This window comes from Streptomyces enissocaesilis (genome assembly GCF_039533765.1).
GTDB lineage: Bacteria > Actinomycetota > Actinomycetes > Streptomycetales > Streptomycetaceae > Streptomyces > Streptomyces enissocaesilis.
Map to the genome: position 1 here is coordinate 123,474 of NZ_BAAAUD010000056.1, position 25,468 is coordinate 148,941.

Genomic DNA, 25,468 nt, shown 5'->3' on the forward strand with positions numbered 1-25,468 from the left:
CCTACGCGCCGACCGCCGCCGGCCGCCGCACCGGCGCCCGCGCCTCGTCGTAGCGCGTCAGCAGCAGCCGGGCCAGTTCCGGGGACGCGCCCAGCACCCCGCCCAGCACCTCCGCGCCGGCTTCCCGCGCCCCCCGCGCGATCCGGTCCGGCAGGAAGCCGGGAGCGACGACGTACGGGGCGACGGCGACACGGCGTACCCCCGGTGCGGTCCGCAGCAGCCGGACCGCGTCCTCCGTACGAGGAAGGGATGCGGAGGCGAACGCAGGCCGCACGGCGCACCAACCGGTGTGCCGCAGCTCCCGCGCGATTTCAGCGATCACTGCGATCGCCTCCGGGTCTGTGGAGCCCGCCGAGGCCAGGACGACCCCGGTCGAGCCTCTGTCGCCGGGGGCGAGCCCGGCTTCGTACAGCCGCCGCTCCAGCGCCGTGAGCAGGAGCGGCGAGGGGCCGAGGACCTCCGCCTGGTGGATCCGCAGCCGCGGCAGCCGCGCCGACGCCTCGTGGAGTACGGCGGGGATGTCGGCCTTCGCGTGGAACGCGCGGGTCAGCAGCAGCGGGAGGACCACCACGTCCTGTACGCCCTCCCCGGCCAGGCGCTCCAGCACCCGCGGCACCGCCGGGGCGTCGAAGTCCAGGAAGCCCGTCTCCACGCGCAGCCCGGGCCGCCGCGCCCGCACGCGCGCCACCAGCGCCCGCACGGTCGCGGCGTGCCGCGGGTCGCGGCTGCCGTGGGCTGTGACGAGGAGGACCGGACGACGGAACATGGTGATCAGCTCTTGGTCAGCAGGCCGCGGCTGCGCAGCACGCGGCGCTCCAGCGGGGAGAAGAACAGCAGGTCGATGCCGATGCCGACGACCAGGATCAGGATGATGGTGGCCAGCACACCCGACATGTCGCTGTAGGTGCGGAAGTTCTCCATCAGCTGTCCCAGACCCGTGCCGAGGTCCGGCGAGTTGGCGATCAGCTCGGCGGCCATCAGCGAGCGCCACGAGAACGCCCACCCCTGCTTGAGCCCCGCCAGGTAGCCCGGCAGCGCGGCCGGCAGCAGGACGTGCCGGATGCCGTTGATCCCGGTGGCCCCGATGGTACGGCCGGCCCGCAGGTACAGCGGCGGGATCTGGTCGACGCCGGCGACGAGCCCGTTCGCGATCGACGGTACGGCGCCGAGCAGCACCACCGCGTAGATCGTCGCGTCGGTCAGCCCGAACCAGATGATGGCGGCGGGCACCCAGGCCACGGACGGCAGCGACTGGAGTCCGGACAGGATCGGACCGATCGCCGCCCGCACCACCTTCACCCGGGCCACGAGCAGGCCGAGCGGCGTGCCGATGGCCACCGATACGGCGAAGCCGAGGGCGCCGCGCGAGATGCTCGTCCAGATGTAGCCGAGCAGTGTGCCTTCGAGCCACATCTGCTCGATGGAGTTCCACACGTCGACCGGGCCGGGCAGGACGTAGTCCGGCTTGAGGTCCGAGGCCGCGGCGAGCTGCCACAGCGTGAGGACGAGGGCGATGGCCACCAGCGGCGGCACCACCTTGGACAGCAGGATCCGGCCGAGGCCGACCCGTTCGGCGGAGTGCGTGGTCTCCAGTGCGTCCAGGCCGGCTTCGAGACCGGCGAGGTCGTTCTTCGGGCTGGTGTCAGTGCTGGCCATGTCGGCGGATCTCCCCCCGCAGCTGTTCGGTGATCTCTACGGACAGGTCGGCGACCGCGGAATCCTCGATCCGGCGCGGCTGCGGGATGCCGACCCTCCACTCGCGCGCGATGCGTCCCGGACGGGACGACAGCAGCACCACGCGCTCGGCGAGGCGGACGGCCTCGCGGACGTTATGGGTGACGAAGAGGACCGACACGCTGGTCTCGGACCAGATCCGGGTCAGTTCCTCGTGCAGTACGTCGCGGGTGATGGCGTCCAGTGCCGCGAACGGCTCGTCCATCAGCAGGAGCTTGCTGTCCTGGGCGAGCGCACGCGCCAGGGCGACGCGCTGGCGCATACCGCCCGACAGCTCGTGCACCCGCTTCCCGTACGCCCCGTTCAGCCGTACGAGCTGGAGCAGCCGCTCGGCCTCGCCGCGACGGTCGGCCTTGGGCATGCCCCGCATCTTCAGGGCGAGTTCGATGTTCTTGCCGGCCGTCAGCCAGGGGAAGAGCGCGTGCTCCTGGAACATCAGGGCGGGCCGGCCGCCGGGCACGTCGATCGTGCCCGCGGACGGCCGGTCGAGCCCGGCGACCAGGTTGAGCAGCGTCGACTTGCCGCAGCCGGAAGCCCCCAGCAGGGTCACGAACTCACCCGGCGCCACATCGATGCTGATGTCGTCCAGTACGAGCTGCTGCGCGCCGGGCCGGCCGAACGACTTCGACACGTGGTCGATCCGTGCGGCGTACGGCACCGTGTCTACGGGCGCGGCGGCCTGCTTGACGTCGAGTGTGGTGGCCATGAGCCTCACCTCCTGAGGGCGTTCCGGTTGCGGGAAGGGCGGTTGCTTGGTGCCGGTTACCTGATGCCGAGTCCGGCGTCCCCGACGGCGGGTTGCTTCTCGGCCTTCAGCACCTTGTTGAGGAGCGTCAGGTCGTAGATGCCGTCGAGCACCGGGTCCTTGAGGAGACCGGCCTTCACCGCGTGGTCGGCCTCGTCCCGCAGCGTCGTCGCGAGCGGGTCGTCGGTCGTCTCGACGTTCTTGAACGCGGGGTCGAGCACCTCGGCGGGCAGCTCCTTGCCGGAGTCCGCCTTGAGCTTCGCGTTGACCGCGGCCTTCGCCTCGTCCGGGTTGGCCTTGATCCACTCGTTGCTCTTCACGGAGCCGCGCAGCACGGCCTCGACGACGTCCGGGTGCTCCTTGAGGAACTTCTGGGAGACGATCACGTTCGTGATGACGAACTTGCCGTCCTTCCACAGCTCCTTCTCGTCGAGCAGCACCTTGCCGCCGCCCGCGACCAGCTTCGACGCGGTGGGCTCCGGGACCCAGGCGCCGTCCAGCGCACCGGACTCGAAGGAGGCCGGGATCTCCTTGTTGTCCTGGCGGACGACGGAGACATCGCCCTTGCCGGTGTCGGGGTCGACCTTCAGCCCCTTCTCCGACAGGTAGTTCAGCAGCGCCACGTCCTGGGTGTTGCCGAGCTGCGGCGTCGCGATGCGCTTGCCCCCGAGGTCGTCCAGGGACGTGATCTTCTCCGGGTTGACGACGAGGGAGACACCGCCGGAGGCCGAGCCCGAAATGATCCTCAGGTTCTGGCCCTTGGACTTGGTGAAGCCGTTGATCGCGGGGGAGGGGCCGATCCAGCCGATGTCGATGGCGCCGGCGTTCAGGGCCTCGATCTCGGAGGGGCCGGCGTTGAAGACCTGCGGCTTGACCTGCGTACCGGCGAGCTCCTTCTGGAACAGGCCCTTCTGAAGGCCGACGAGGGCGGTCGCGTGTGTGACGTTCGCGAAGTAACCGATGCGTACTTCGCCCACGCCGCCGATCTTCTCGCCCTTGGCCACGGGAGCGACCTTGTCGTCGTTCTCGGCCTTCGAACCGTAACCGCAGGCGCCCAGCACGCCGATCAGCAGCGGTAGGGCGGCAGCAGCGGCGAGGCTGCGGCGAAGGGGGGTACGGGGGGCATGCACGGGAGGCTTTCCTCTCGGAGGCCCGGCGTCACACCTCGCGCGCGGAGCGGGGTGTGTCCGGGAAGTCGGCAGGTCTTCGTCGGTACGGCGGCAGGGCGCGCAAGCGGTGCGCGTACGTCATCGGGCACATCGCGCCACGCCGCCCGTTCCCGCGCCGAGGGTGCCGCTGCCGATGCGGCCGCCCTCTTTCGCGAACGTCGCGTAGATGTCGAAGGAGGCCATGGTCAGAAGTCCCAGCCCTCGTCGTCGGCCACGGCCTCCGGGGTCTCGACGGCGGCGAACGAGTCGCCCGCCATGCCGGCCGCCAGCGTCGTGCCGTCCGCCGGATCGATCAGCAGGAACGATCCGGTGCGGCGCGAGTCGCGGTACGCGTCGAGCGCGAGCGGCTCGGCGGTACGGACCTTGACCCGGCCGATGTCGTTGGCGACGAGCTGACCCGGGTCCGGATGCTGGGACAGGTCGTCCAGCGTCAGCCGGGACGGGATCTCCTTGACGATCGCCTTGACCGTACGGGTGGTGTGCTTGATCAGTACCCGCTGGCCGACGGTCAGCGGCTGGTCGGCCACGTGGCAGACCGTCGCCTCGACGTCCTGGGTGGTGCGCGGCGCCGAACCGCTCGGCGCGATCAGGTCGCCGCGCGAGATGTCCAGGTCGTCGGCGAGCGTGACCGTCACCGACTGCGGGGCCCACGCGATGTCGACCGGCTCGCCCAGCGCGTCGATGCCCGTGATCGTCGACGTACGGCCCGACGGGAGGACCGTCACGGCCTCGCCCACGCGCAGCGCGCCGGACGCGATCTGACCGGCGTAACCCCGGTAGTCGGGGTGCTCGGCGGTCTGCGGGCGGATGACGTACTGGACCGGGAAGCGGGCCTTGCAGCTCGCCAGGTCGTGGCTGACCGGGACCGTCTCCAGGTGCTCCAGCACGGTCGGGCCGCCGTACCAGTCCATGTTCGCGGAGGGTTCCACCACGTTGTCGCCGGCCAGCGCCGAGATCGGGATCGCGGTGATCTCCGGGACGCCCAGCGAGGCGGCGTACGCCGTGAACTCCTCGGCGATGGCGGCGAAGACGGGCTCGGCGTAGTCGACGAGGTCCATCTTGTTGACGGCGAGGACGACGTGCGGGACGCGCAGCAGGGCGGCGACGGCCGCGTGGCGGCGGGTCTGCTCGACGACACCGTTGCGGGCGTCGACCAGGACGACGGCCAGCTCGGCGGTCGACGCGCCCGTCACCATGTTCCGGGTGTACTGCACGTGCCCGGGGGTGTCGGCCAGGATGAACCGGCGGCGCGTGGTGGCGAAGTAGCGGTACGCGACGTCGATGGTGATGCCCTGCTCGCGCTCGGCGCGCAGGCCGTCCGTCAGCAGCGCCAGGTCCGGCGCCTCCTGACCCCGCTTGAGGGACGCCGCCTCGACGGCCTCCAGCTGGTCGGTGAGGATCGACTTGGAGTCGTGCAGCAGGCGCCCGACGAGGGTGGACTTGCCGTCGTCGACGGAGCCGGCCGTCGCGAAGCGCAGCAGGGTGGTGGCCGACAACTGCTCGGTCAGCCCGGGAATGGCGGTCATGTTTAGAAGTACCCCTCGCGCTTGCGGTCTTCCATCGCGGCCTCGGACATCTTGTCGTCGGCGCGGGTCGCGCCCCGCTCGGTGAGACGGGAGGCGGCGATCTCGGCGATCACGGCTTCGAGCGTCGTGGCGTCGGAGTCGACGGCGCCCGTGCAGGACATGTCGCCGACCGTGCGGTAGCGGATCAGCCGCGTCTCGACCTTCTCCGACTCCTTGGGGCCGCCCCACTCGCCCGCCGTCAGCCACATGCCGTTGCGGGCGAAGACCTCGCGCTCGTGGGCGTAGTAGATGGCCGGGAGCTCGATCTTCTCGCGGGCGATGTACTGCCACACGTCCAGCTCGGTCCAGTTCGACAGCGGGAACACGCGCACGTGCTCGCCCGGCGCGTGGCGGCCGTTGTAGAGCTGCCACAGCTCGGGGCGCTGGCGGCGCGGGTCCCACGCGGAGAACTCGTCGCGCAGCGAGAACACCCGCTCCTTGGCGCGCGCCTTCTCCTCGTCGCGCCGCCCGCCGCCGAACACCGCGTCGAAGCGGTGCTGCTGGATGGCCTCGGTCAGCGGCACGGTCTGGAGCGGGTTGCGCGTGCCGTCGGGGCGCTCGCGCAGCTTCCCGGCGTCGATGTACTCCTGTACGGACGCGACGTGCAGCCGCAGCCCGTGCTCGGCGACCGTGCGGTCGCGGTACTCCAGCACCTCCGGGAAGTTGTGCCCGGTGTCGACGTGCAGCAGCGTGAAGGGCACCGGCGCGGGCGCGAACGCCTTGAGCGCCAGGTGCAGCATGACGATCGAGTCCTTGCCGCCGGAGAAGAGGATCACCGGCCGCTCGAACTCGCCCGCCACCTCGCGGAAGATGTGGACGGCCTCGGACTCCAGGGCGTCCAGGTGGCTGAGCGCGTACGGGCTGTCGATGCCCTCTGCGGCAGTTGCGGCGGTCGTCATGCCAGACCCCTTTCGGTGAGCAGCGCGTGCAGCGCGGCTGCGGACTCCTGCACGGTCTGCTGGTGCGACTCGATCCGCAGGTCGGGCGACTCGGGCGCCTCGTAGGGGTCGTCGACCCCGGTCAGCCCGGAGATCTCGCCGGCCGCCTGCTTGGCGTACAAACCCTTCACATCGCGTACGGAGCACACGTCCACCGGCGTGGCGACGTGCACCTCCAGGTACGCGGTGCCCTCGCTCCGGTGGCGCTTGCGGACGGCCTCGCGGCTGTCCGCGTACGGCGCGATGACGGGTGCCAGGGCCAGCACGCCGTTGCGGGCGAGCAGTTCGGCGACGTAACCGATCCGCTGGACGTTGGTGTGCCGGTCCTCGCGGCTGAAGCCGAGGCCCGCCGAGAGGAACTCACGGATCTCGTCACCGTCCAGCACCTGGACGCGGCGGCCCTCGGCCTTCAGCCGTCCGGCCAGCTCGTAGGCGATGGTGGTCTTGCCGGCACTCGGCAGACCCGTGAGCCAGATGGTGGCCCCAGTCACGTCTTTCTCCTGATCGTTGCTCGTCATCAGCCGTGCAGCCCGCACTCGGTCTTGTTGCGCCCGGCCCAGCGGCCGGCGCGGGCGTCCTCGCCCGCCTCGGTCCTGCGGGTGCAGGGCGCACAGCCCACGGACGCGTAACCGTCCGTCAGCAGGGGGTTGGTGAGGACGCCGTGCTCGGCGACGTACGCCTCGACGTCCTCCTGCGTCCAGCGGGCGATCGGCGAGATCTTGACCTTCCGGCGCTTCTCGTCCCAGCCGACGACCGGGGTGTTCGCCCGGGTCGGGGACTCGTCGCGGCGCAGGCCGGTCGCCCAGGCGCTGTAGCCCTTCAGCCCGTCTTCGAGGGGCTTGACCTTGCGCAGGGCGCAGCACAGGTCGGGGTCGCGGTCGTGCAGCTTCGGCCCGTACTCCGCGTCCTGCTCCTCGACGGACTGCCGGGGCAGGAGGGTGATGACGTTGACGTCCATGACGGCCTCGACGGCGTCCCGCGTCCCGATGGTCTCCGGGAAGTGGTAGCCGGTGTCGAGGAAGACGACGTCCACGCCGGGCCTGGCGCGGGAGGCGAGGTGGGCGACGACGGCGTCCTCCATGGAGGAGGTGACGCAGAAGCGGTCGCCGAAGGTGTCGGCGGCCCAGGTGAGGATGTCCAGGGCGGAGGCCTCTTCGAGGTCCCGCCCGGCCTTTTCCGCCAGTGCTCTGAGATCTTCCTGAACCGTCTGAGCCGTCGTCATATCTCGTCCCCTCCAACGTCTTCGCGCTGAACTCCCCGGGCGAGGAGCCCGAGGAACTTCAACTGGAATGCGCGGTTGCATGCCGCGCATTCCCACGCGCCGTGACCGGTTTCGTTCGGTCGCAGGTCCTCGTCGCCGCAGTACGGGCAGTAGAAGGGCGCCGCTCGCTCGCTCACGACAGGTCTCCGTCGCTCGCCCGCGCGGCCCAGGTCGCGAAGCGCTCGCCGTCTTCGCGCTGCTCCTGGAAGCGGAGCAGGACGCGCTCGACGTAGTCGGGCAGCTCGGCCGAGGTGACCTTCAGGCCGCGGACCTTGCGGCCGAAACCGGCTTCGAGGCCCAGCGCGCCGCCCAGGTGGACCTGGAAGCCCTCGACCTGGTTGCCGGCGTCGTCCAGGACCAGCTGGCCCTTGAGACCGATGTCCGCCACCTGGATACGGGCGCAGGCGTTCGGGCAGCCGTTGATGTTGATGGTGATGGGCTCGTCGAACCCCGGGATGCGCCGCTCCAGCTCGTCGATGAGCGAGGCGCCGCGCGCCTTCGTCTCGACGATCGCCAGCTTGCAGAACTCGATACCGGTGCAGGCCATCGTGCCGCGCCGGAAGGGCGACGGCGTGACCCGCAGGTCCAGCGCCTCCAGCCCGGCGACCAGCGACTCGACCTGCGCCTCTTCGACGTCGAGCACGATCATCTTCTGCTCGGCGGTGGTGCGCAGCCGGCCCGAGCCGTGCGCGCCGGCCAGGTCCGCGATCTTCGTCAGCGTGGCGCCGTCCACGCGGCCGACGCGCGGGGCGAAGCCGACGTAGAAGCGGCCGTCCTTCTGCCTGTGCACGCCGAGGTGGTCGCGCCAGGTCCCGGTGGGCTGCTCGGGCGCGGGGCCGTCGAGGAGCTTGTGCTCGAGGTACTCGTCCTCCAGGATCCGGCGGAACTTCTCCGGGCCCCAGTCGGCGACGAGGAACTTCAGGCGGGCGCGGGTGCGCAGGCGGCGGTAGCCGTAGTCGCGGAAGATGCCGATGACGCCGCCGTAGACGTCGGGCACCTCGTCGAGCGGCACCCAGGCGCCGAGCCGGACACCGAGCTTGGGGTTGGTGGAGAGGCCGCCGCCGACCCAGAGGTCGAAGCCGGGGCCGTGCTCGGGGTGGTCGACCCCGACGAAGGCGATGTCGTTGATCTCGTGCGCCACGTCGAGCTGCGGGGAGCCGGACACCGCGGACTTGAACTTGCGGGGCAGGTTCGAGAAGTCCGGGTTGCCGATGAAGCGGCGCTGTATCTCGTCGATGGCGGGGGAGCCGTCGATGATCTCGTTCTCGGCGATGCCCGCCACCGGGGAGCCGAGGATGACACGGGGCGTGTCGCCGCAGGCCTCGGTGGTCGACAGTCCGACCTCTTCGAGCCGGCGCCAGATCTCCGGCACGTCCTCGATCCGGATCCAGTGGTACTGGACGTTCTGCCGGTCGGTGAGGTCGGCCGTCCCGCGCGCGAACTCCTGCGAGATCTCACCGATGACGCGCAGCTGCTCGGTGGTCAGCCGCCCGCCGTCGATGCGCACGCGCAGCATGAAGTACTCGTCGTCCAGCTCCTCCGGCTCCAGGACCGCGGTCTTGCCGCCGTCGATCCCGGGCTTGCGCTGGGTGTAGAGGCCCCACCAACGCATGCGTCCGCGCAGGTCGTTGGGGTCGATGGAGTCGAATCCCCGCTTGGAGTAGATCGTCTCAATGCGTGTCCGCACATTGAGACCGTCGTCGTCCTTCTTGAACTGCTCATTGCCATTGAGGGGGGTGAAGTGACCTACGGCCCACTGACCCTCGCCACGGTGGCGTCCGGCCTTGCGGCGGGGCGTGACGGCAGCGGGCTTTTCCGGCGTGGCGGCCATGGTTGTTCGTCCTTCTCTGGCGGCTCAAGGAGTGGCGGATCGCGCCGACCGTACCCCTTTGACCTGCGAAAACGCGATCGGACACGGCAGGGCGGAGCGCGCCGCCGGGTGGGCGGAGCTCACGTGCGTATCGGGGTGGCCGGTTCGTCCGCGACGGCGGGGACGGCTGAAAAACGCGGTGGTGCTGTGCTGTCAGCCCACCGGACAGATGGCGCTGGACATGCGGCCGAGGTCGACGTGCCGCCGACTCACCAAGGCAACTCCAGCTGTAGACATGACGGAAGCGTGTCACGCGGATCTCGGGCCAGTCCACCACTGACCACAATGTGGACAACACTGTCCCGAAATGCGAGACGGTGTGTCGTCGGTCACTCTGCCCGGTTCCTCGGGAGGGCTCCGGGGGAGGGGGCTGGAGGGCTCAGGGGCGGCCTCGTCCCCATGCGCCGGTCATGTCCGCCGCCTCCTCCTCCGCGGTCTTCGTCGCGAAGAGCCGGAACCCGCGGCGCAGGTAGTTGTCCATGGCGTGCGGTCCGTCCAGGCTGCACGTGTGCAGCCACACGCGCTTCGTCTCCGGCCGGTCGGGCCACCGCTGCGCGAGATCCCAGGCGCGCGCCACCCCGTACGACAGCAGGTGCCCGCCGATCCGCCGGCCCCGGAAGGCCGGGACCAGGCCGAAGTACATGATCTCGACGACACCCTCGTCCTGCGGGTCCAGTTCCACGTACCCGGCCGGCGTGCCCTTCTCGTACGCGACCCAGGTCTCGGCCCCGGGCCGGTCCAGGAGCGCCCGCCACTGCTCGTACGTCATCCCGAGCCGGTCGGACCAGCTGATGTCGCCGCCCACCGCGGTGTAGAGGAAGCGGCTGAACTCGGGGGAGGGGATCTCCGCCCGGACGATCCGGATGTCCCCCGGGGGCGCCGCGGCCGGCCGCAGATCGTCGGGCGAGGTCTGTTCCAGGGACCAGGTGGTCACGGTGACGGTGCTCATGCGGCCCAGAGAACCACGCACCCGCGCCCTGGCCAAAGCCGGGCCGTTACGGGATGATCGCGCCGCGCCACCCCCCGCATCCCTCGGCAGAAGGATGTCCCATGCCCCGTCGCACACACCGCGGCCTGCTCGCCGCGGCCACCCTCACCGCGGCTCTCGCCTCCCTGGCCGCCCTGACCACTCCCGCCGGGGCCTCCGCCGGTCCGCAGGCCCGCCTCTTCATGGTCAACCCCGTGCAGTCGTCGAACGACCAGAGGCTGACCGACGACAAGGACTCCGCGGACGCCGTCCCCGCCTCCGCCTACGCCGCGGCCGCGCTGCGCAACCTCGACGCGAGCGGCGGCCTGTCCGGCAGGTGGGCCTACGTGAGATCGGACACCGGGGCCTCCGCGAGGACCGCGCAGGCCGGTGCGTACGACCGTCACGACGACCAGTTCGAGCAGGTCATGGCCTACTTCTGGGTCAACGAGGCGCAGGAGTACCTCCAGGGCCTCGGCTTCGGCAGCGAGCTGCCCGGCGCCAACGACCGCGCCCAGCCGGTCCGTATCAACCAGTGGGGCTCCGACAACTCCTTCTTCACCGACAAGAAGGCGGAGATCCGGTTCGGCAAGGGCGGTGTCGACGACGCCGAGGACGCCGAGGTGATCGTCCACGAGTACGGTCACGCGGTCCACCACGCCCAGATGCCCGGCTTCGGGACGTCGGTGGAGGCCGGATCGATCGGCGAGGCATTCGGCGACTACCTCGCCGTCACGGTCGGCGCGCACGCGGCCGCGAAGTACGGCTGGCCGCTGAAGGCGGACCTGGCGTGCGTGGCGGACTGGGACGCGGTCTCCTACACGGCGGCCGCTCCGCACTGCCTGCGCCGGATCGACGGCGACACGGTGTACGGCGACCGGGTCGGCCAGGTGCACGCGGACGGCCGGATCTGGTCCCGCGCGCTCTTCGACATCAGGTCGGAGCTGGGCGCGCGCACCGCCGACCGCGTCATCGTGAACGCGCAGTTCGGCTTCGCGCCGGACACGAGCTTCACGGACGCGGCGCTGACGACGGTCGCGACGGCGCGGAAGATGTACGGCGAGCGGGCGGCGGCCACGGTGCGGGACGCGTTCCGGGCGCGCGAGATCCCGGGGGTCTAGCGGCCGGGGGGGCGGGCGGCCGGGGCTCCGGCCCCGGACCCCGCCCCTCGAACGCCGGACGGGCCGGAGCGCGCCGCACCGGGAACATCGGGCGCTGCCGCATCCGAGCCCGTCCGGCGACGGGGGACGCACCCGCGGAGGGTGCCTACCCCGGGGCCCGCACCCGCGCCGCCGTGATCGCCGGCGCCGTGGAGTGCGTCAGCAGGTCCGTCGGGTGGTCCGGGTGGACCACCTCCACCTCCACCTCGTCCACGAAGCGGTACGGGCGGTGCGCGAGGACCTGGGCCAAGTGGCGCCGCAATCGCGACATTTCTGCCCGTACCGTCACCGTCCGGGTCCGGTCGCCGAACAGGTCCGCCGCCAGTTCGGCGGCGCTGCGCCCCTGCCGGTGCACACTCAGCACGTACAGCAGCTCCGCGTGGCGGGGGCTGAGCTCATGCGTCCAGCGTCCGGCCGCCCCCGAGACGGTCACCGAGGAGCGCCGCCGGCTGCTCAGGTCCAGCACGACCCGGCTGACCGCGCCCTCCTGGGGCCCCGACGCCGCCTCCTCCACCCGTACCAGCCAGCCGCCGGGCAACGGCTCCACCCCGCACATCCCCAGCGAGGGCAGCCACATGCGTCCGGCCCGGAACGTCTTGGGCAGGGGAAGCCGGTCGACCGGCGGCATCCCGGTCACCGCCGCGAGCCAGCCGTGCGAGTCCACCGCCAGCGCCCGGCCGCCCACCCGGCACAGGACCGGCGCCGCCACCGACCGCAGGCGCTCGACCGACCTGAGGTGCCGCTCGCGCAGCTCCGCCTCGGCGAGCCGGGCCACGGACTCCACGAGGGCGAGCGTGGCCGGGTGGAACGTGGAATCGGCCCCGCTCACATCGACGACACCGAGCAGCCGCCCGTTCCGCGGATCGTGGACGGGCGCCGCCGCGCACGTCCAGCTGTGGAGCGTACGGACGAAATGCTCGGCGGAGTGCACCTGGACGGGCCTGCGCAGCTCCAGCGCCGTGCCGATGCCGTTCGTGCCCGCCGTGTCCTCGCTCCAGGCCGCGCCCTCCTCGAGGCAGACGGAGGCGGCCGAGCGCATCACCGCACGGTCGCCGTCGCGCCACAGCACCAGACCTTCCTCGTCGGTCACCACCATCATCTGCTGCGACGCCCGGACCGCCGAGACCAGCCCCTGGCTGAGCGAGGGCAGCAGATCGCCGAGTGCGGTGGTCCGGCGCCGGTGCTCCAGCTCGCCGGCCGGCAGGAGCGCGCTGCTGGTGCCCCGGTCGGGATCGATCCCGATGCGCCTCACGCGCTGCCAGGACGCGTCGATGACGGGACGCGGCGCGACGCGCGGCGCCCCGCCGACGGGAGCCGCGGCCCGTACCCGGCGCAGCAGCCGCGCCGGACCGGTGGTGGGCGGGGCGCTCGGCCGCGACGGGCCGGGAGGGTCGAGAGGTTCGGTCTTCACTGGACGTACCCCGTAGCTCACGTGAGGGTCACTGGGTGTGAGGTGGTGGAGGCGGACACCCCTCATCGTGCCGCGCCGCCGGCGGGCGCGTCCGCGAGTCCGGACAAACATTGCAACGATCTGCAACTCTCGTACGCGGACTTTGCCTGTACGAAGCTGGAGGGGTTCAGCCGGGGTGGTGCCGTGTCGGCGCAGCACCACTCCGGCGGCTCCTCAACTCCCGGCGGGTCGTTCCCCCGGCGGCTCGCCGGGTCATGCCACCGCCCTCGCCCGTTCCACGACCGACGCGAGGCCGAGACTGTGCGGCAGCGTGCCGAACGCCGCGCCCCAGTCCCCGCCGAGCCGCGACGCGCAGAAGGCGTCCGCGACCTCCGGCGGAGCCCACCGCACCAGCAGCGACCCCTGGAGCACGAGCGCCATCCGCTCCGCGACGCGGCGCGCCCGCGCCTCCAGTCCCTCCAGGTCGGCCAATTCGGTCAGCAGGTCCTTGATCGCCCCGTCGAGGCGGTGGTCGGCGCCGCGCGCCCGCCCGATCTCGGTGAGGAAGGCGTCGAGCGCCTGCGGCTCGCGCTGGAGCGCCCGCAGGACGTCCAGGGCCTGTACGTTCCCCGAGCCCTCCCAGATCGAGTTGAGCGGCGCCTCGCGGAGCAGCCGCGGCATGCCGGACTCCTCGACGTACCCATTGCCGCCCAGGCACTCCAGCGCCTCCGCCGCCACCGGCGTGCACCGCTTCGTCACCCAGTACTTGGCGGCGGGCACCGCGAGCCGCAGGAAGGCCCGGTCCTGCTCGGTGTCGCTGTCGTACGCCGCCGCCAGCCGCATCGCGAGCGTCGTCGCCGCCTCCGACTCCAGCGCCAGGTCGGCCAGTACGTTCCGCATCAGCGGCTTGTCGATCAGCTTGGAGCCGAACGCGCCGCGGTACGCCGCGTGGTGCGTCGCCTGGGCCACGGACTGGCGCATCAGCGCCGCCGAGCCGACCACGCAGTCGAGCCGGGTGGCGGCCACCATCTCGATGATGGTGCGCACCCCGCGCCCCTCCTCCCCCACCAGTCGCGCCCAGGTGCCGTCGAACTCGACCTCGCCCGACGCGTTCGACCGGTTGCCGAGCTTGTCCTTCAGGCGCTGGATGCGGAACACGTTGCGCGTCCCGTCCGCCAGGACGCGCGGCACCAGGAAGCAGCTCAGTCCGCCGGGCGCCTGCGCCAGGACCAGGAAGCCGTCACTCATCGGTGCCGAGCAGAACCACTTGTGCCCGGTGAGCAGGTACTCGCCCTCCCCGGCCAGCGGCTGCGCGCTCGTCGTGCCGGCCCGGACGTCGCTGCCGCCCTGCTTCTCCGTCATGCCCATCCCGAAGAGCGCCCCGGCCTTGAGCGACGGCTCCCGCAACCCCTCCTCGTACACATGGGAGGTGAGCCGCGGCTCCCACTCGGCGGCCAGTTCCGGGTCGGTGCGCAGCGCCGGCACGGCCGCGTGCGTCATGGAGAGGGGGCAGCCGTGGCCCGCCTCCGCCTGCGTCCACACCAGGAAGCCGGCTGCGCGCCGCACATGCCCGCCGGGCCGCCCCCAGGCGTCCGTGAGCCCTGCCGCGACGGCCTCGTCCAGCAGCCGGTGCCAGGCCGGGTGGTACTCGACCTCGTCGATCCGGTGGCCGTAGCGGTCGTGCGTCCGCAGCTTCGGCGGATTCTCGTTGGCCTGCACCCCCCATTCCTGGACCCGGGCGGAACCGGCGGTGCGTCCGAGCCACGAGAGCTCCTCCCGTACCTCCCCCGCGAGTCCGGGGGCGACGTGCCGCTCCACACTCTCGGACAGGGCCCGGTCGGCGGTGAAGACGTCGTACTCCACCAGCGGCGGAGCCTGGTTGGTCACTGTGTGTGTGGTCGCTGCCATGCCGCTACGGTAAGGAGGTGCAGGCAGCAAAAGAAACACCGGAACGGCCCCACGGCCGGATTCACCGGGCCAGGGTCCTCTACCGCAACGTCTCCATGCGCAAGCTGGCCTGGCTGTTGCTGAAGGACACCGTCAACTCGTGCATCGAGTACCGCATCCTCGGTCTCGCGGCCGAGGCGGCGTTCTTCACCCTGCTGTCCCTGCCGCCCCTGCTGCTCGGCATGATCGGCCTGCTCGGTTACGTCGACGACTGGACCAACACCGACACGGTCGCGTCCATCGAGCGCAACATCCTGACCGCCGCCGAAACGGTCCTGTCCGACCGGGGCGTCAACGATTTCGCCAAACCGCTCATCGACGACGTCACCCAGGGCGCCAGGCCCGACATCATCTCCATCGGTTTCGCCCTCGCGCTCTGGTCGGGATCGCGCGCGGTCAACGTCTTCATCGACACGATCACGGTGATGTACGGCCTCGACGGCCACCGCGGCATCGTGAAGACCCGGCTGCTCGCCTTCCTGCTGTACGTCATCGCGCTGGTGATCGGCGCGGTGGTGCTGCCGCTGATGGTGGTCGGCCCCGACCGGGTGGTGGACCTGGTGCCGTTCGGCACGGAGGTCGTCAGCGTCCTGTACTGGCCCGTGGTCATCGTGCTGTCCGTCGTCTTCCTCACGACGCTCTACCACGTGTCCGTGCCCGTCCGTTCGCCGTGGGTCGAGGACATCCCCGGCGCGCTGATGGCCCTCGCGATGTGCGTGCTCGGCAGCTTCCTGCTCCGGATCTACCTGACCAGCACCGTCGAGGGTCCGACCATCTACGGCTCCCTCGCCGCCCCCATCGCCGTCCTCCTGTGGATCTGCATCTCCGCCTTCGCGGTCCTGGTGGGCGCGGCGGTCAACGCCGCCCTGGACCGGGTCTGGCCCTCGGTCGCCACGGCCGCGGCCCGCGAGGCCAACGACCGTGTACGCGCGGCCCAGGCGGCGGCGGTCGTCGCGCGGGCGGAGGCGGCGCGGGCGGAGGCGGACGAGGCGGGCGAGACGGACGAACCCGACCCGGACATGCCGTCGGAATTCCCGGAGCGCTGGTCGAGGTTCCTGCCGCCGGACGACGTGAAGTCCCGCCTGCACACGGGCCGCGACAAGGACGCGAAGGAACCGCCGCAGGAGAAGCGGGACTCCAGTGACTCCCGTGACTGTCGTAACTCTCGTGACTCCTGTGACTCCCGGGAAACCAAGGAGAGCCGGCAGCCGCGCCCGTAGGCGGTGTTCTGCCCGTCCCGTTCGCAGGAAGGGGGCGGCAGGGCGGAAGAGGGCTCCCTAACCTGGGGAGCATGTACGCGGAACGCGCATCCCGGCTCGACGGCGCCGTCGTCTGGACCCGCACCATGCCCGCCGCTCCCGGTCCCACCGCCGCGTATCCCGTCCTGCCGGACGGCTGCATGGACCTGCTGTGGACCGGGGGCAAGCTGTACGTCGCGGGGCCCGACACCCGCGCCCACGCGCCCGGCGAGGGCCCCGGCGGCGCGGGCGCCCGCTACGACGGGGTGCGGTTCGCACCCGGCGCCGGACCCGCGTTCCTCGGCGTACCCGCGCACGAGCTGCGCGACCGGCGCGTGGCCCTGGCCGACCTGTGGCCCGCGGCCCGGGTACGCGCCCTGACCGGCCGGGCCACGGGTGCGGCCGACCCGGCGTCCGCGCTGGAGGACCTGGTCCTGCGGCACGCGGCGGACACGGAGCCACCCGATCCGGTGCTGCGTGCCGTCGCCCGCCGGCTGGGCGCGGGCAGCACCGTCGCCGCGGCCGCCGACGCCGCCGGGATCGGCGCCCGGCAACTGCACCGCCGCTCACTGGCGGCCTTCGGGTACGGCCCCAAGACGCTGGCCAGGATCCTCCGGCTCCAGCGCGCCCTGACCCTCGTGCGCGGCGGCGTGCCGTACGCCGACGCCGCCGTCGCCGCGGGCTGCGCCGACCAGGCGCACCTCTCCCGCGAGATGCGCGACCTGGCCGGGACGACGCTGGGCGCCTACGCGGCGTTGGCGAACAGGGAGACACCGCAGCCGTCGGGGTCCAGCACCACCGCGTAACGCTGTCCCCAGACGGCGTCCCAGGGCTTGAGGTGCCCACGGTGTCCGGCGGCGGTCAGAGCCCCGTACACCGCGTCGACCTCGGCCGGGCTGTCGCACAGGAAGGCGAGGCCGACCCGCTCGCCGCCCTCCTCGGGCCTGGTCCAGCCCGGATCGAAGGAGCGGACGGTCTCCTCGGTGTCCCACAGCACGCGCGGGCCGCCGGGCAGCGTCGCCTCGGCGTGCGGGGCGGTGTCGGCCCCGGTGGGGACGTCCAGACCGAGGAGACGGTAGAAGGCGAGCGAGGCGGCCATGTCGGCGGTCACGATGGCGACGGCATCGAGTCGTGGAGTCATGGACCCAACGTAGGCGGACGGCCGGGCCCCGTTCTTGAAGGAATCGGACACCGGCGGACCGGATGCGTACCGGGGCCGCCCGGCTCGCCCCCATGGTCGGCGGCCTCTTCGAACCCTCCCGCATCCAGGCGGGCACGCTCGCCCTGACGCCGGTGCGCACCTCGGCCCACCACCTGACCGGCGAGGCCCTTGCGGGCGCCGGCCCGTTCGCCCGCGAACAGGGTGTGCGCCTCGTCGGTGACCCGACGAAGGCCCTCCCGCTGGAAGTGGACGCAGGCGGGACGGCCCGGGTCCTCGCCGGCCTCCTGGTCGACGCGATCCGCCGTACCCCCGCCGACGGCACGGTCGCGGTCGCCGAACCGCCGGCCGGGGCGGCGGTGGTCCGGGAGGGGCGGGAGGGTCATGCCGGTCAGCCCTCGGGGCGCAGGAGCCCGCGCTCGTACGCCTTGGCCAGCCGCTGCGGCACGCGGTACACCGAGCCGTCGACGGTGACGGGGACGAGCTGCGGGGTGGTGGCCTTCCACTGGGCGCGCCGGTGACGGGTGTTGCTGCGGGACATCTTCCGCTTGGGTACGGCCATGGGGTGCCTCCTGGTGTGGACGGGGTCGCGGGTCGCGGTCACCGAACGCTACATGCAAATGGATTCCATGTTCAATTGGAGTTCTGGCCGTGGAGGCTCGACCGGTGTGCAAACGCGGGCGTATCGTGACAACAAGATGCGGCGTGGGTCGGACCCTTGGGGGTCGTGATGCTCGATGAGCTGGTGATGGCGGGGGCGGCGGCGCTGTCCGCCGGTGCGCTGTACACGATGGCCGCGGCCAGGGTGGTGCGGCAGTACGAGCGGGGTGTGGTCTTCCGCCTGGGGCGGCTCCGGAAGGACGTCCGCGGCCCCGGCTTCACCATGATCGTTCCTGGTGTGGACCGGATGCGGAAAGTGAACCTGCAGATCGTGACCCTGCCGGTGCCCGCGCAGGACGGCATCACCCGGGACAACGTCACGGTCCGGGTGGACGCGGTGATCTACTTCAAGGTGGTGGACCCCGCCGAGGCCGTGGTGAGGGTGGAGGACTACCGGTTCGCGGTCTCGCAGATGGCGCAGACCTCGCTGCGGTCGATCATCGGCAAGAGCGAACTGGACGATCTCCTGTCCAACCGGGAGAAGCTCAACCAGGGGCTGGAGCTGATGCTCGACAGCCCGGCGGTCGGATGGGGCGTGTCGATCGACCGGGTGGAGATCAAGGACGTCTCGCTGCCGGAGACGATGAAGCGGTCGATGGCCCGGCAGGCGGAGGCGGACCGGGAGCGGCGGGCGCGGGTCATCAACGCGGACGCGGAGCTCCAGGCGTCGAAGAAGCTGTCGGAGGCGGCGGGGGTCATGTCCGAGCAGCCGGCGGCGCTGCAACTGCGGCTGCTGCAGACCGTGGTGGCGGTCGCGGCCGAGAAGAACTCGACGCTGGTGCTGCCGTTCCCGGTGGAGCTGCTCCGGTTCCTGGAGCGGGCGGCGCAGCAGCAGGAGCCGTCGTCGCGGGAGCGGCCGCGTGACGAGACGCAGCCCCGGGCCCGGTCCGAACCCGGGGTGCGGAGCGGGTCCGAGGCGCAGGGCGAACCCCGGACGCAGCGTGAGCCCCGGCTGCCGCTCGCGGACGAGATGCCGGGCCTGACGACCGAGCGGCCGCCCGCGGTGGCCGGCTAGGCGGCCGGCGGTGGGCGACCGATCCGATCGGGGCGTCAGCCGGTGGTGGAGAGGCCGGCCGCCGACGCGGCGAGGGCGTCCAGGACCGGCCTGATCAGAGGGTGGTGCTCCGCCCCCCGCCGCACCGCGGCGAACACGCGGCGGGTCGCCGCCGGTCCCGCGACCGGGCGCACCACCGTGTCCTTCAGCTCCATCCCGCGCAGCGCCGAACGCGGTACCAGCGCCACCCCCGCCCCCGCGCCCGCCAGCGCCACCACCGCGCGGAAGTCGTCCGAGGAGTGCGTGAGGCGCGGCTGGAAACCGGCGAGTTCGCAGGCCAGCAGCATCACGTCGTGGCAGGGGTTGCCGGGGTACGGGCCGATCCAGTCGCTGTCGGCCAGCTCCGCGAGCGAGACCGTGGGGGCCTGGCCCAGCGGATGCGACGCGTGCAGCACGGCGTCGAACGGTTCCGCGTAGAGCGGCACGCGCGCGAGGCGCCGGTCGTCCTCGTGCGGCGCGCCCCGGTACTCGACGGCCAGCGCGACGTCCACCTCCCCGTCCAGCACCAGCGCCAGGCTCTCGTCGCCCTCGGCGTCCCGCACCCGTATGCGGACACCCGGGTGGCGGTCCGCGAGACGGCCGATCGCCGGGGCGAGCACCTCCGCGATCCCCGTCGCGAAGCCCACCACCCGCACCTCGCCGGCCGCCCCGCCCGCGTACGCCGCGAGCTCGGCCTCGGCCCGCTCCAGCTGCGCCAGTACGGCATGGGTGTGGGCCAGCAGGATGTCGCCGGCCGCCGTCAGCCGTACGCCCCTGCCGCTGCGGGTCAGCAGCGTGTGGCCGGTCTCCTGCTCCAGCGCGGCGAGCTGCTGGGACACGGCGGAGGGGGTCAGATACAGCGCGGCGGCCGCGGCGGTCACCGTCCGGTGGTCCGCCACGGCCCGCAGGATGCGCAGTCGCCTGGGGTCGATCACCCCGCCATTGTCGCCCGCGCGTCGACGAAGGCGGCCACCGCCCGCTCGACGTCGGCGGTGGAGTGCGCGGCGGAGAGCTGGACCCGGATGCGGGCCGCGCCCATCGGGACGACGGGGTACGAGAAGCCGATCACGTACACCCCGCGCTCCAGCAGCAGTTCGGCCATCCGACCCGCCTCCGCCGCGTCGCCGATCATGACGGGCGCGATGGCGTGGTCGCCGGGGAGGATCTCGAAGCCGGCCTCGGTCATCTTCGTACGGAACAGCTTCGTGTTGGCGGTCAGACGCTCGCGGAGCTCGCCCGCCGACTCCAGCAGGTCGAGGACCTTGACCGACGCGGCGGCGATCACCGGGGCGAGGGAGTTGGAGAAGAGGTACGGGCGCGAACGCTGGCGCAGCAGCTCCACGATCTCGGCGCGGGCCGCGACATAACCGCCGGATGCGCCGCCGAGCGCCTTGCCGAGGGTGCCGGTGACGATGTCGACGCGGTCCATCACGCCGTGCAGCTCGGGGGTGCCGCGGCCCTCGGGGCCGACGAAGCCGACGGCGTGCGAGTCGTCGACCATGACCATGGCGTCGTAACGGTCGGCCAGGTCGCAGATCTCGGCGAGCGGGGCGACGTAACCGTCCATCGAGAAGACGCCGTCGGTGACGACGAGGCGGCGGCGGGCGCCGCCTTCGACGGCTTCCTTGAGCTGCTGCTCCAGGTCGGCGAGGTCGCGGTTGGCGTAGCGGTGGCGGCGGGCCTTGGAGAGGCGGATGCCGTCGATGATCGAGGCGTGGTTGAGGGCGTCGGAGATGACGGCGTCCTCGGGGCCGAGGAGAGTCTCGAAGACGCCGCCGTTGGCGTCGAAGCAGGAGGAGTAGAGGATCGTGTCCTCCTGACCGAGGAAGGCGGAGAGGCGCTGCTCCAGCTCCTTGTGGATCTCCTGGGTGCCGCAGATGAAGCGTACGGACGCCATGCCGTAACCCCAGCGGTCCAGGGCGTCCTTGGCGGCGGCGACGACCTCGGGGTGGTCGGCGAGACCGAGGTAGTTGTTGGCGCAGAAGTTGAGCACCTCGCCGGAGGGGACGGAGACGGAGGCGTTCTGGGGGGTGCCGATGACGCGCTCGGGCTTGTGGAGGCCGGCGGCGCGGATCTCGTCGAGGGTGGTGCGGAGGTCGTCGCGGACGGAGGTGTACATGCGGTGGGCCTCTCCTGGCGGTGGTGCGGTGGTGGGGTGGACCTTCCGGCCCCTGGGGGATCCGGGGGAGGGGTGCGGGGCGGAGCCCCTCACGCGGCGGAGCCGCGAAGTGTCACAGCGGGAAGGGCGGGCCGGGGAAGCGGCCCCGCGCGGTGGGTTCAGCCGGTCCAGTCGAGGATGATCTTGCCGCTGCGGGCGGTCGCCGCCTCGTCGAAGGCCGCGTCGAAGTCCTGGTGGCCGTAGCTGCCGGTGATGACCGGGCTGAGGTCCAGGCCGCCCTCCAGCAGCACCGTCATGGCGTACCACGTCTCGTACATCTCACGGCCGTAGATCCCCTTGACGGTGATCATCGACGTGACGATCTTCGACCAGTCGACGGCGAACTCCTCGGCCGGCAGGCCGAGCATCGCGATCCGCCCGCCGTGCGTCATGTTGGCGACCATGTCGCGCATCGCCTCGGGCCGGCCCGACATCTCCAGGCCGATGTCGAAGCCCTCCTTGAGGCCCAGCTGCCGCTGCGCGTCGGCGATGTCCGCCCGCGCGACATTGAGGGCGAGGGTCGCGCCGGCCTTGCGGGCGATCTCCAGACGGGACTCGCTGACATCGGTGATCACGACGTTGCGCGCACCGGCGTGCCGGGCGACGGCCGCCGCCATGATGCCGATCGGGCCCGCACCGGTGATCAGTACGTCCTCGCCCACCAGCGGGAACGAGAGCGCGGTGTGCACGGCGTTGCCGAACGGGTCGAAGATCGCGGCCACGTCCAGGTCCACCTTCGTGCGGTGCACCCACACGTTGGACGCGGGCAGGGCGACGTACTCGGCGAAGGCGCCGTCGCGGCCGACACCGAGCCCGACGGTGGAGCGGCACAGGTGCCGGCGGCCCGCGAGGCAGTTGCGGCACTTCCCGCAGACCAGGTGCCCCTCGCCGCTCACCAGGTCGCCGACCGCGATGTCCGCGACGTCGGAGCCGACGGCCGCGACCTCGCCCACGAACTCGTGGCCGAGGACGAGCGGGGTGGAGACGGCCTGCCGGGCCCAGCCGTCCCAGGACCTGATGTGCAGGTCCGTGCCGCAGATGCCGGTACGGAGCACCTTGATCAGCACATCACCGGGACCCGTCTCCGGCTCCGGCACGTCCATGAGCCACAGCCCGGGCTCGGCGTACTGCTTGACAAGTGCCTTCATGGCTGCGGCTCCAGGCGGGACGGGGTACGGGGTACGGGTACGGGTGATCGCGGACGCGTACCAATCTGACGCCCCGGGGCCCCGCGGTCCATCGAGGATTTCTTAACCGGGCCAACAGCGCAGCTTCACGCGGGTACGCGACCGCCCCCCTGCACACCCGCCCGCCCGGCGGACCGGAACCGCGCCGGTATAGAAAAGACCGTCCGTGACCCTTGGATCCCGCCGGTCCCGGGTCCCGCCCTCCCGGAAGGAACCCCGATGACCGTGACCGACGACCCCGTGCTCCTGCGCACGGAAGGGCACGCCGCGTACCTCACGCTCAACCGCCCCAGGGCCATCAACGCCCTCGACCACGCCATGGTGAACCGGATCGCCGGGGCCCTCACGGCCTGGGAGCGGGACCCGGAGGTCGCGACCGTGGTGATCACCGGGGCGGGGGAGCGCGGCCTGTGCGCGGGCGGGGACATCCGGTCGATCTACGAGGACGCCCGGACCGGCGGCGGCGCCTCGGCGGCGTTCTGGCGCGACGAGTACCGGCTCAACGCGTACATCGCCCGCTTCCCCAAGCCGTACGTCGCGATCATGGACGGCATCGTGATGGGCGGTGGTGTCGGAGTCTCCGCCCACGGCAGCGTCCGCGTCGTCACGGAACGCTCCCGGGTGGCCATGCCCGAGACCGGCATCGGCTTCGTGCCGGACGTCGGCGGCACCTGGCTGCTGTCGCGCGCCCCCGGCCTGCTCGGCACGCACCTGGCGCTCACCGGGGCGGCGGTGGGTGCGGGGGACGCGCTGCTGTGCGGGCTCGCCGACCACTTCGTACCGGCGGAGCACCTGCCCGCCCTCCTCGCGGACCTCGCGACGCACCCGGCGCGGGAGGTGCTGTCGGAGTACGCCCGCCACGCGCCGGAGGCCGGACTGGCCGCGCACCGCGACTGGATCGACCACTGCTACGCGGCAGAGACGGTCGAGGAGATCGTGGACCGGCTCCTCGCCCGCGGTGAACCGGCGGCCAGGGAGACCGCCGGGACGATCCTCGCCAGGTCGCCCGTCGCGCTCAAGGTCACCCTGGCAGCGCTGCGCGGGGCCGGGGAACTCGCCACGCTGGAACAGGTCCTGGAGCAGGAGTACCGCGTCTCGTGCGCGGCGCTGTCCTCGCCCGACCTGGTCGAGGGCATCCGGGCCCAGGTGATCGACAAGGACCGCGCCCCGCGCTGGTCACCGCCCGCCCTCGCGGAGGTCACGGCCGAAGACGTGGCCCGCTTCTTCGCCCCGCTCCGGGAGGAAGCGGACCGTACGTGATCCGCGCACGTCCGGATGGCGGCGGGCATCGAGGTCCCCCACGCGGCGATCGCACACGCGCGGCGCGCGGAACCTGCCCGCGCGGTGGCTGAGCGCGGGCCGCGCCGGCTGAGTGCGCCCCCGGACCGCGGGCCCGGTGCGGGGCCGCCCGCACGGCCGCGTTCCGGTGTGCCCTCCGGGGGCCGCTCTGAGATCCTGGGGAACGGCGGACACGCCACGCCCGGCCGTGGACCGGAACGGGACCGGAACGGGTCCGGAGCACAGAGAACAGACCGGAACAGGAGGCCCGTGCAGACCTTCCTGCCGTTCTCCGATTTCTCGGCGTCCGCCGCGGTGCTCGACCCGCGACGGCTCGGCAAGCAACGGGTCGAGGCGCTCCAGGTCCTGCGCGGCCTGACCGTCCCCGGGTACGGCTGGGCACGGCATCCGGCGGTACGGATGTGGGCCGGCTACGACGAGGCCCTGATGCGGTACGGCCTGGAAATCTGCCGCCTGTGGACGGCGCGGGGACACCGCGACACCTGCGCGGCCACCATGGTGGCGGACTTCACCGCGCACCGCCCCGGCGCGGCGGTGCGCCTCCAGGACCGGCTCGCCGAGGACGGCGACCTGCCGCCCTGGCTGGGCGACCCGGACTTCCACCGCAGCCACCGGTCGGCCCTGGTGCGCAAGGACCCGGACTTCTACGAAGCCCGCTTCCCGGGCGTGCCGGGCGACCTGCCGTACGTATGGCCGGGCTCGGACCGCCCGTAGAGCGGCGACGGGGTTTCGAGGCAGGCATTTACCCGGCCTTCCGCCGCCGCGTTTCGGCGAACTCGACGGCCGTGGCCCAGCGGGCGCGCTGCCCGATCAGCCGCCGGTACTTCATCACCTCGGCCCGCATGTCCACGGCGAGGGCGCCGATGATCCGGTCGTTCGCGCGGTAGAGCGCGGTGAACGGGCCGCCGTCGGCGGGATCGCCCGCGACCACCTCGACGTGCACCTCGTGCGTACCGGCCCCGCACACCCCGACGAACTGGATCCGGCTGGAGTACCAGTCCGACCAGAAGTAGGGGACGGTCTCGTACGGCTGTGCCCGCTCCGGGGCGATCGCGTTGCGGGCGGCGCGCGCGCCCTGCTCCGCCGCGGTGGTCCAGTGCTGCAACCGCATCGGACCGTCGAGCACGTCGTCGAAGAGCGCGTTGGGCCACCGGGCGATGTCGCCCGCGACATGGACGCGCGGCGCGGCGGCGAGCTTCGCGTCGGCGACCACCCCGTCGTCGACGGTCAGCCCCGACCCTTCGAGCCACCCGGTGCACGGCGCCGCGCCGACCCCGGCCACGAGCACGTCGGTCCCGATCTCGCTGCCGTCGGACAGGCGCACGGCCCGCACGCGGCCCTCGCCCAGCACCTCCTCGACGTGGACCCCCGTGAGCACCCGGGTGCCACGGCGTTCGTGCAGCCGGGTGAGGGCCTCGCCCATGGAGACGCCGATCGCGCGCACCAGCAGCGTCGGGGACCTCTCGACGAGGGTGACGTCGAGGCCGAGCGCGCGTCCGGCGGAGGCCAGTTCGGAGCCGATGAACCCACCGCCCACCACCGTCAGTCTCGGGCTGCCCTCGCGCAGCGCCGCCCGCAGCGCCCGCGCGTCGTCCAGGGTGCGCAGGGTGAAGACGCCGCCGAGCCCTTCCGTCCCGGGCAGCTCACGGGCGTACGAGCCGGTCGCGAGGACCAGCGCGTCGTAGCCGACCTCCCGCTCACCGACGGCCACGGTCCGCGCCTCGACGTCGAGCCCGGAGGCCGGAGTGCCGAGCATCAGCTCGACCCCGAGCTCATGGGTGAGCCTGTGCTCGTCGCGGTACGTCGGATCGGCGCACCCGGCAGCCGAGAGATACCCCTTGGACAGCGGTGGGCGGTCGTACGGCAGATGCTCCTCCGCACCCACCAGGACGACCGAGCCCTGCCATCCGTCGCCGCGTACGGCCTCGACCGCCCGCAGCCCGGCCAGTGAACCTCCGACCACGACCAGTGTCCCGGTCATCGCCGAT

General features: G+C 72.3%; 26 protein-coding genes. 6 read left to right on the top strand and 20 right to left on the bottom strand.

The window, feature by feature from the left end:
- Position 1: 1 nt before the first annotated feature.
- The 12 genes from ABD374_RS29200 to ABD374_RS29250 all read right to left on the bottom strand — a co-directional run bounded on the left by ABD374_RS29200 (position 2) and on the right by ABD374_RS29250 (position 10,231).
- The gene (locus tag ABD374_RS29200; protein WP_344499189.1) at positions 2 to 766 is read right to left on the bottom strand and encodes a sirohydrochlorin chelatase; all 765 of its coding nucleotides are present in this window, start codon (positions 764 to 766) and stop codon (positions 2 to 4) included.
- Positions 767 to 771: 5 nt separating this feature from the next.
- The gene (locus ABD374_RS29205; protein ID WP_344499191.1) at positions 772 to 1,656 is read right to left on the bottom strand and encodes an ABC transporter permease; all 885 of its coding nucleotides are present in this window, start codon (positions 1,654 to 1,656) and stop codon (positions 772 to 774) included.
- Positions 1,643 to 2,440 carry an ABC transporter ATP-binding protein gene (locus ABD374_RS29210; RefSeq protein WP_344499193.1) on the bottom strand — a complete coding sequence of 266 codons (798 nt, stop codon included), beginning with the start codon at positions 2,438 to 2,440 and terminating at the stop codon, positions 1,643 to 1,645. Before ABD374_RS29210 ends, ABD374_RS29205 begins: the two co-directional genes overlap by 14 nt.
- A 56-nt stretch (positions 2,441 to 2,496) precedes the next feature.
- On the bottom strand, positions 2,497 to 3,609 hold the full coding sequence (locus tag ABD374_RS29215) for an aliphatic sulfonate ABC transporter substrate-binding protein (RefSeq protein ID WP_344499195.1): 1,113 nt from the start codon (positions 3,607 to 3,609) through the stop codon (positions 2,497 to 2,499).
- A gap of 224 nt (positions 3,610 to 3,833) precedes the next feature.
- Entirely contained in the window at positions 3,834 to 5,174 is a 1,341-nt protein-coding gene (locus tag ABD374_RS29220; RefSeq protein WP_344499197.1) for a sulfate adenylyltransferase subunit 1, read from the bottom strand.
- Positions 5,175 to 5,176: 2 nt separating this feature from the next.
- Positions 5,177 to 6,112 (bottom strand): sulfate adenylyltransferase subunit CysD, encoded by a 936-nt coding sequence (gene cysD, locus ABD374_RS29225; protein WP_344499199.1) that lies wholly within the window; start codon positions 6,110 to 6,112, stop codon positions 5,177 to 5,179.
- A complete protein-coding gene (gene cysC / locus ABD374_RS29230; RefSeq protein WP_344499201.1) occupies positions 6,109 to 6,669 on the bottom strand; it encodes an adenylyl-sulfate kinase in 561 nt (186 codons plus the stop codon). The genes cysD and cysC overlap by 4 nt, the downstream gene beginning before the upstream one ends.
- A complete protein-coding gene (locus ABD374_RS29235) occupies positions 6,669 to 7,373 on the bottom strand; it encodes a phosphoadenylyl-sulfate reductase (protein ID WP_344499203.1) in 705 nt (234 codons plus the stop codon). The genes cysC and ABD374_RS29235 overlap by 1 nt, the downstream gene beginning before the upstream one ends.
- Positions 7,370 to 7,549 carry a hypothetical protein gene (locus ABD374_RS29240; protein ID WP_344499205.1) on the bottom strand — a complete coding sequence of 60 codons (180 nt, stop codon included), beginning with the start codon at positions 7,547 to 7,549 and terminating at the stop codon, positions 7,370 to 7,372. The genes ABD374_RS29235 and ABD374_RS29240 overlap by 4 nt, the downstream gene beginning before the upstream one ends.
- A complete protein-coding gene (locus ABD374_RS29245; protein ID WP_344499207.1) occupies positions 7,546 to 9,243 on the bottom strand; it encodes a nitrite/sulfite reductase in 1,698 nt (565 codons plus the stop codon). The genes ABD374_RS29240 and ABD374_RS29245 overlap by 4 nt, the downstream gene beginning before the upstream one ends.
- Positions 9,244 to 9,435: 192 nt before the next feature.
- Positions 9,436 to 9,519: a putative leader peptide gene (locus ABD374_RS34745; RefSeq protein WP_425577386.1), complete on the bottom strand. Its 84-nt coding sequence runs from the start codon at positions 9,517 to 9,519 to the stop codon at positions 9,436 to 9,438.
- Between the two features lie 142 nt (positions 9,520 to 9,661).
- Entirely contained in the window at positions 9,662 to 10,231 is a 570-nt protein-coding gene (locus ABD374_RS29250) for a GNAT family N-acetyltransferase (RefSeq protein ID WP_344499209.1), read from the bottom strand.
- A gap of 101 nt (positions 10,232 to 10,332) precedes the next feature.
- Here ABD374_RS29250 and ABD374_RS29255 point away from each other — a divergent pair, with 101 nt between their 5' ends.
- The gene (locus ABD374_RS29255) at positions 10,333 to 11,370 is read left to right on the top strand and encodes a M4 family metallopeptidase (protein WP_344499211.1); all 1,038 of its coding nucleotides are present in this window, start codon (positions 10,333 to 10,335) and stop codon (positions 11,368 to 11,370) included.
- 145 nt (positions 11,371 to 11,515) lie between these two features.
- Here ABD374_RS29255 and ABD374_RS29260 read toward each other — a convergent pair whose 3' ends face one another.
- Together ABD374_RS29260 and ABD374_RS29265 are read right to left on the bottom strand one after the other, a co-directional pair.
- Positions 11,516 to 12,820, bottom strand: coding sequence for a GAF domain-containing protein (locus tag ABD374_RS29260; RefSeq protein WP_344499213.1), 1,305 nt, complete (start codon positions 12,818 to 12,820; stop codon positions 11,516 to 11,518).
- Between the two features lie 252 nt (positions 12,821 to 13,072).
- Positions 13,073 to 14,707: an acyl-CoA dehydrogenase family protein gene (locus ABD374_RS29265; protein WP_344499215.1), complete on the bottom strand. Its 1,635-nt coding sequence runs from the start codon at positions 14,705 to 14,707 to the stop codon at positions 13,073 to 13,075.
- A gap of 17 nt (positions 14,708 to 14,724) precedes the next feature.
- On the opposite strand from ABD374_RS29265, the gene ABD374_RS29270 reads away from it, so the two are divergent.
- Both ABD374_RS29270 and ABD374_RS29275 read left to right on the top strand, forming a co-directional pair.
- Complete coding sequence (locus ABD374_RS29270) at positions 14,725 to 15,966, top strand: YihY/virulence factor BrkB family protein (RefSeq protein ID WP_344499217.1); 1,242 nt, start codon at positions 14,725 to 14,727, stop codon at positions 15,964 to 15,966.
- Between the two features lie 71 nt (positions 15,967 to 16,037).
- On the top strand, positions 16,038 to 16,790 hold the full coding sequence (locus tag ABD374_RS29275; protein ID WP_344499219.1) for a helix-turn-helix domain-containing protein: 753 nt from the start codon (positions 16,038 to 16,040) through the stop codon (positions 16,788 to 16,790).
- Here ABD374_RS29275 and ABD374_RS29280 read toward each other — a convergent pair.
- Together ABD374_RS29280 and rpmF are read right to left on the bottom strand one after the other, a co-directional pair.
- A complete protein-coding gene (locus ABD374_RS29280; RefSeq protein WP_344499221.1) occupies positions 16,730 to 17,125 on the bottom strand; it encodes a VOC family protein in 396 nt (131 codons plus the stop codon). The two genes, ABD374_RS29275 and ABD374_RS29280, sit on opposite strands and share 61 nt — an antisense overlap.
- Before the next feature lie 409 nt (positions 17,126 to 17,534).
- Positions 17,535 to 17,705 (bottom strand): 50S ribosomal protein L32, encoded by a 171-nt coding sequence (gene rpmF / locus ABD374_RS29290; RefSeq protein ID WP_028814853.1) that lies wholly within the window; start codon positions 17,703 to 17,705, stop codon positions 17,535 to 17,537.
- Positions 17,706 to 17,873: 168 nt separating this feature from the next.
- Between rpmF and ABD374_RS29295 the strand changes: the two genes are divergently transcribed.
- Positions 17,874 to 18,818 carry a slipin family protein gene (locus ABD374_RS29295; RefSeq protein WP_344499310.1) on the top strand — a complete coding sequence of 315 codons (945 nt, stop codon included), beginning with the start codon at positions 17,874 to 17,876 and terminating at the stop codon, positions 18,816 to 18,818.
- Between the two features lie 35 nt (positions 18,819 to 18,853).
- Here ABD374_RS29295 and ABD374_RS29300 read toward each other — a convergent pair whose 3' ends face one another.
- The 3 genes from ABD374_RS29300 to tdh all read right to left on the bottom strand — a co-directional run bounded on the left by ABD374_RS29300 (position 18,854) and on the right by tdh (position 22,142).
- Positions 18,854 to 19,771: a LysR family transcriptional regulator gene (locus tag ABD374_RS29300; protein WP_344499223.1), complete on the bottom strand. Its 918-nt coding sequence runs from the start codon at positions 19,769 to 19,771 to the stop codon at positions 18,854 to 18,856.
- The gene (locus ABD374_RS29305) at positions 19,768 to 20,955 is read right to left on the bottom strand and encodes a glycine C-acetyltransferase (protein ID WP_344499225.1); all 1,188 of its coding nucleotides are present in this window, start codon (positions 20,953 to 20,955) and stop codon (positions 19,768 to 19,770) included. Before ABD374_RS29305 ends, ABD374_RS29300 begins: the two co-directional genes overlap by 4 nt.
- 158 nt (positions 20,956 to 21,113) lie before the next feature.
- Positions 21,114 to 22,142, bottom strand: a complete 1,029-nt coding sequence (tdh, locus tag ABD374_RS29310) for an L-threonine 3-dehydrogenase (RefSeq protein ID WP_344499227.1) — start codon at positions 22,140 to 22,142, stop codon at positions 21,114 to 21,116.
- A gap of 264 nt (positions 22,143 to 22,406) precedes the next feature.
- Here tdh and ABD374_RS29315 point away from each other — a divergent pair, with 264 nt between their 5' ends.
- Both ABD374_RS29315 and ABD374_RS29320 read left to right on the top strand, forming a co-directional pair.
- The gene (locus ABD374_RS29315; protein WP_344499312.1) at positions 22,407 to 23,441 is read left to right on the top strand and encodes an enoyl-CoA hydratase/isomerase family protein; all 1,035 of its coding nucleotides are present in this window, start codon (positions 22,407 to 22,409) and stop codon (positions 23,439 to 23,441) included.
- 288 nt (positions 23,442 to 23,729) lie between these two features.
- Positions 23,730 to 24,194, top strand: a complete 465-nt coding sequence (locus ABD374_RS29320) for an MSMEG_6728 family protein (RefSeq protein ID WP_344499229.1) — start codon at positions 23,730 to 23,732, stop codon at positions 24,192 to 24,194.
- Between the two features lie 28 nt (positions 24,195 to 24,222).
- On the opposite strand, the gene ABD374_RS29325 is transcribed toward ABD374_RS29320, so the two are convergent.
- Positions 24,223 to 25,461: an NAD(P)/FAD-dependent oxidoreductase gene (locus tag ABD374_RS29325; protein WP_344499231.1), complete on the bottom strand. Its 1,239-nt coding sequence runs from the start codon at positions 25,459 to 25,461 to the stop codon at positions 24,223 to 24,225.
- Positions 25,462 to 25,468: the final 7 nt, after the last annotated feature.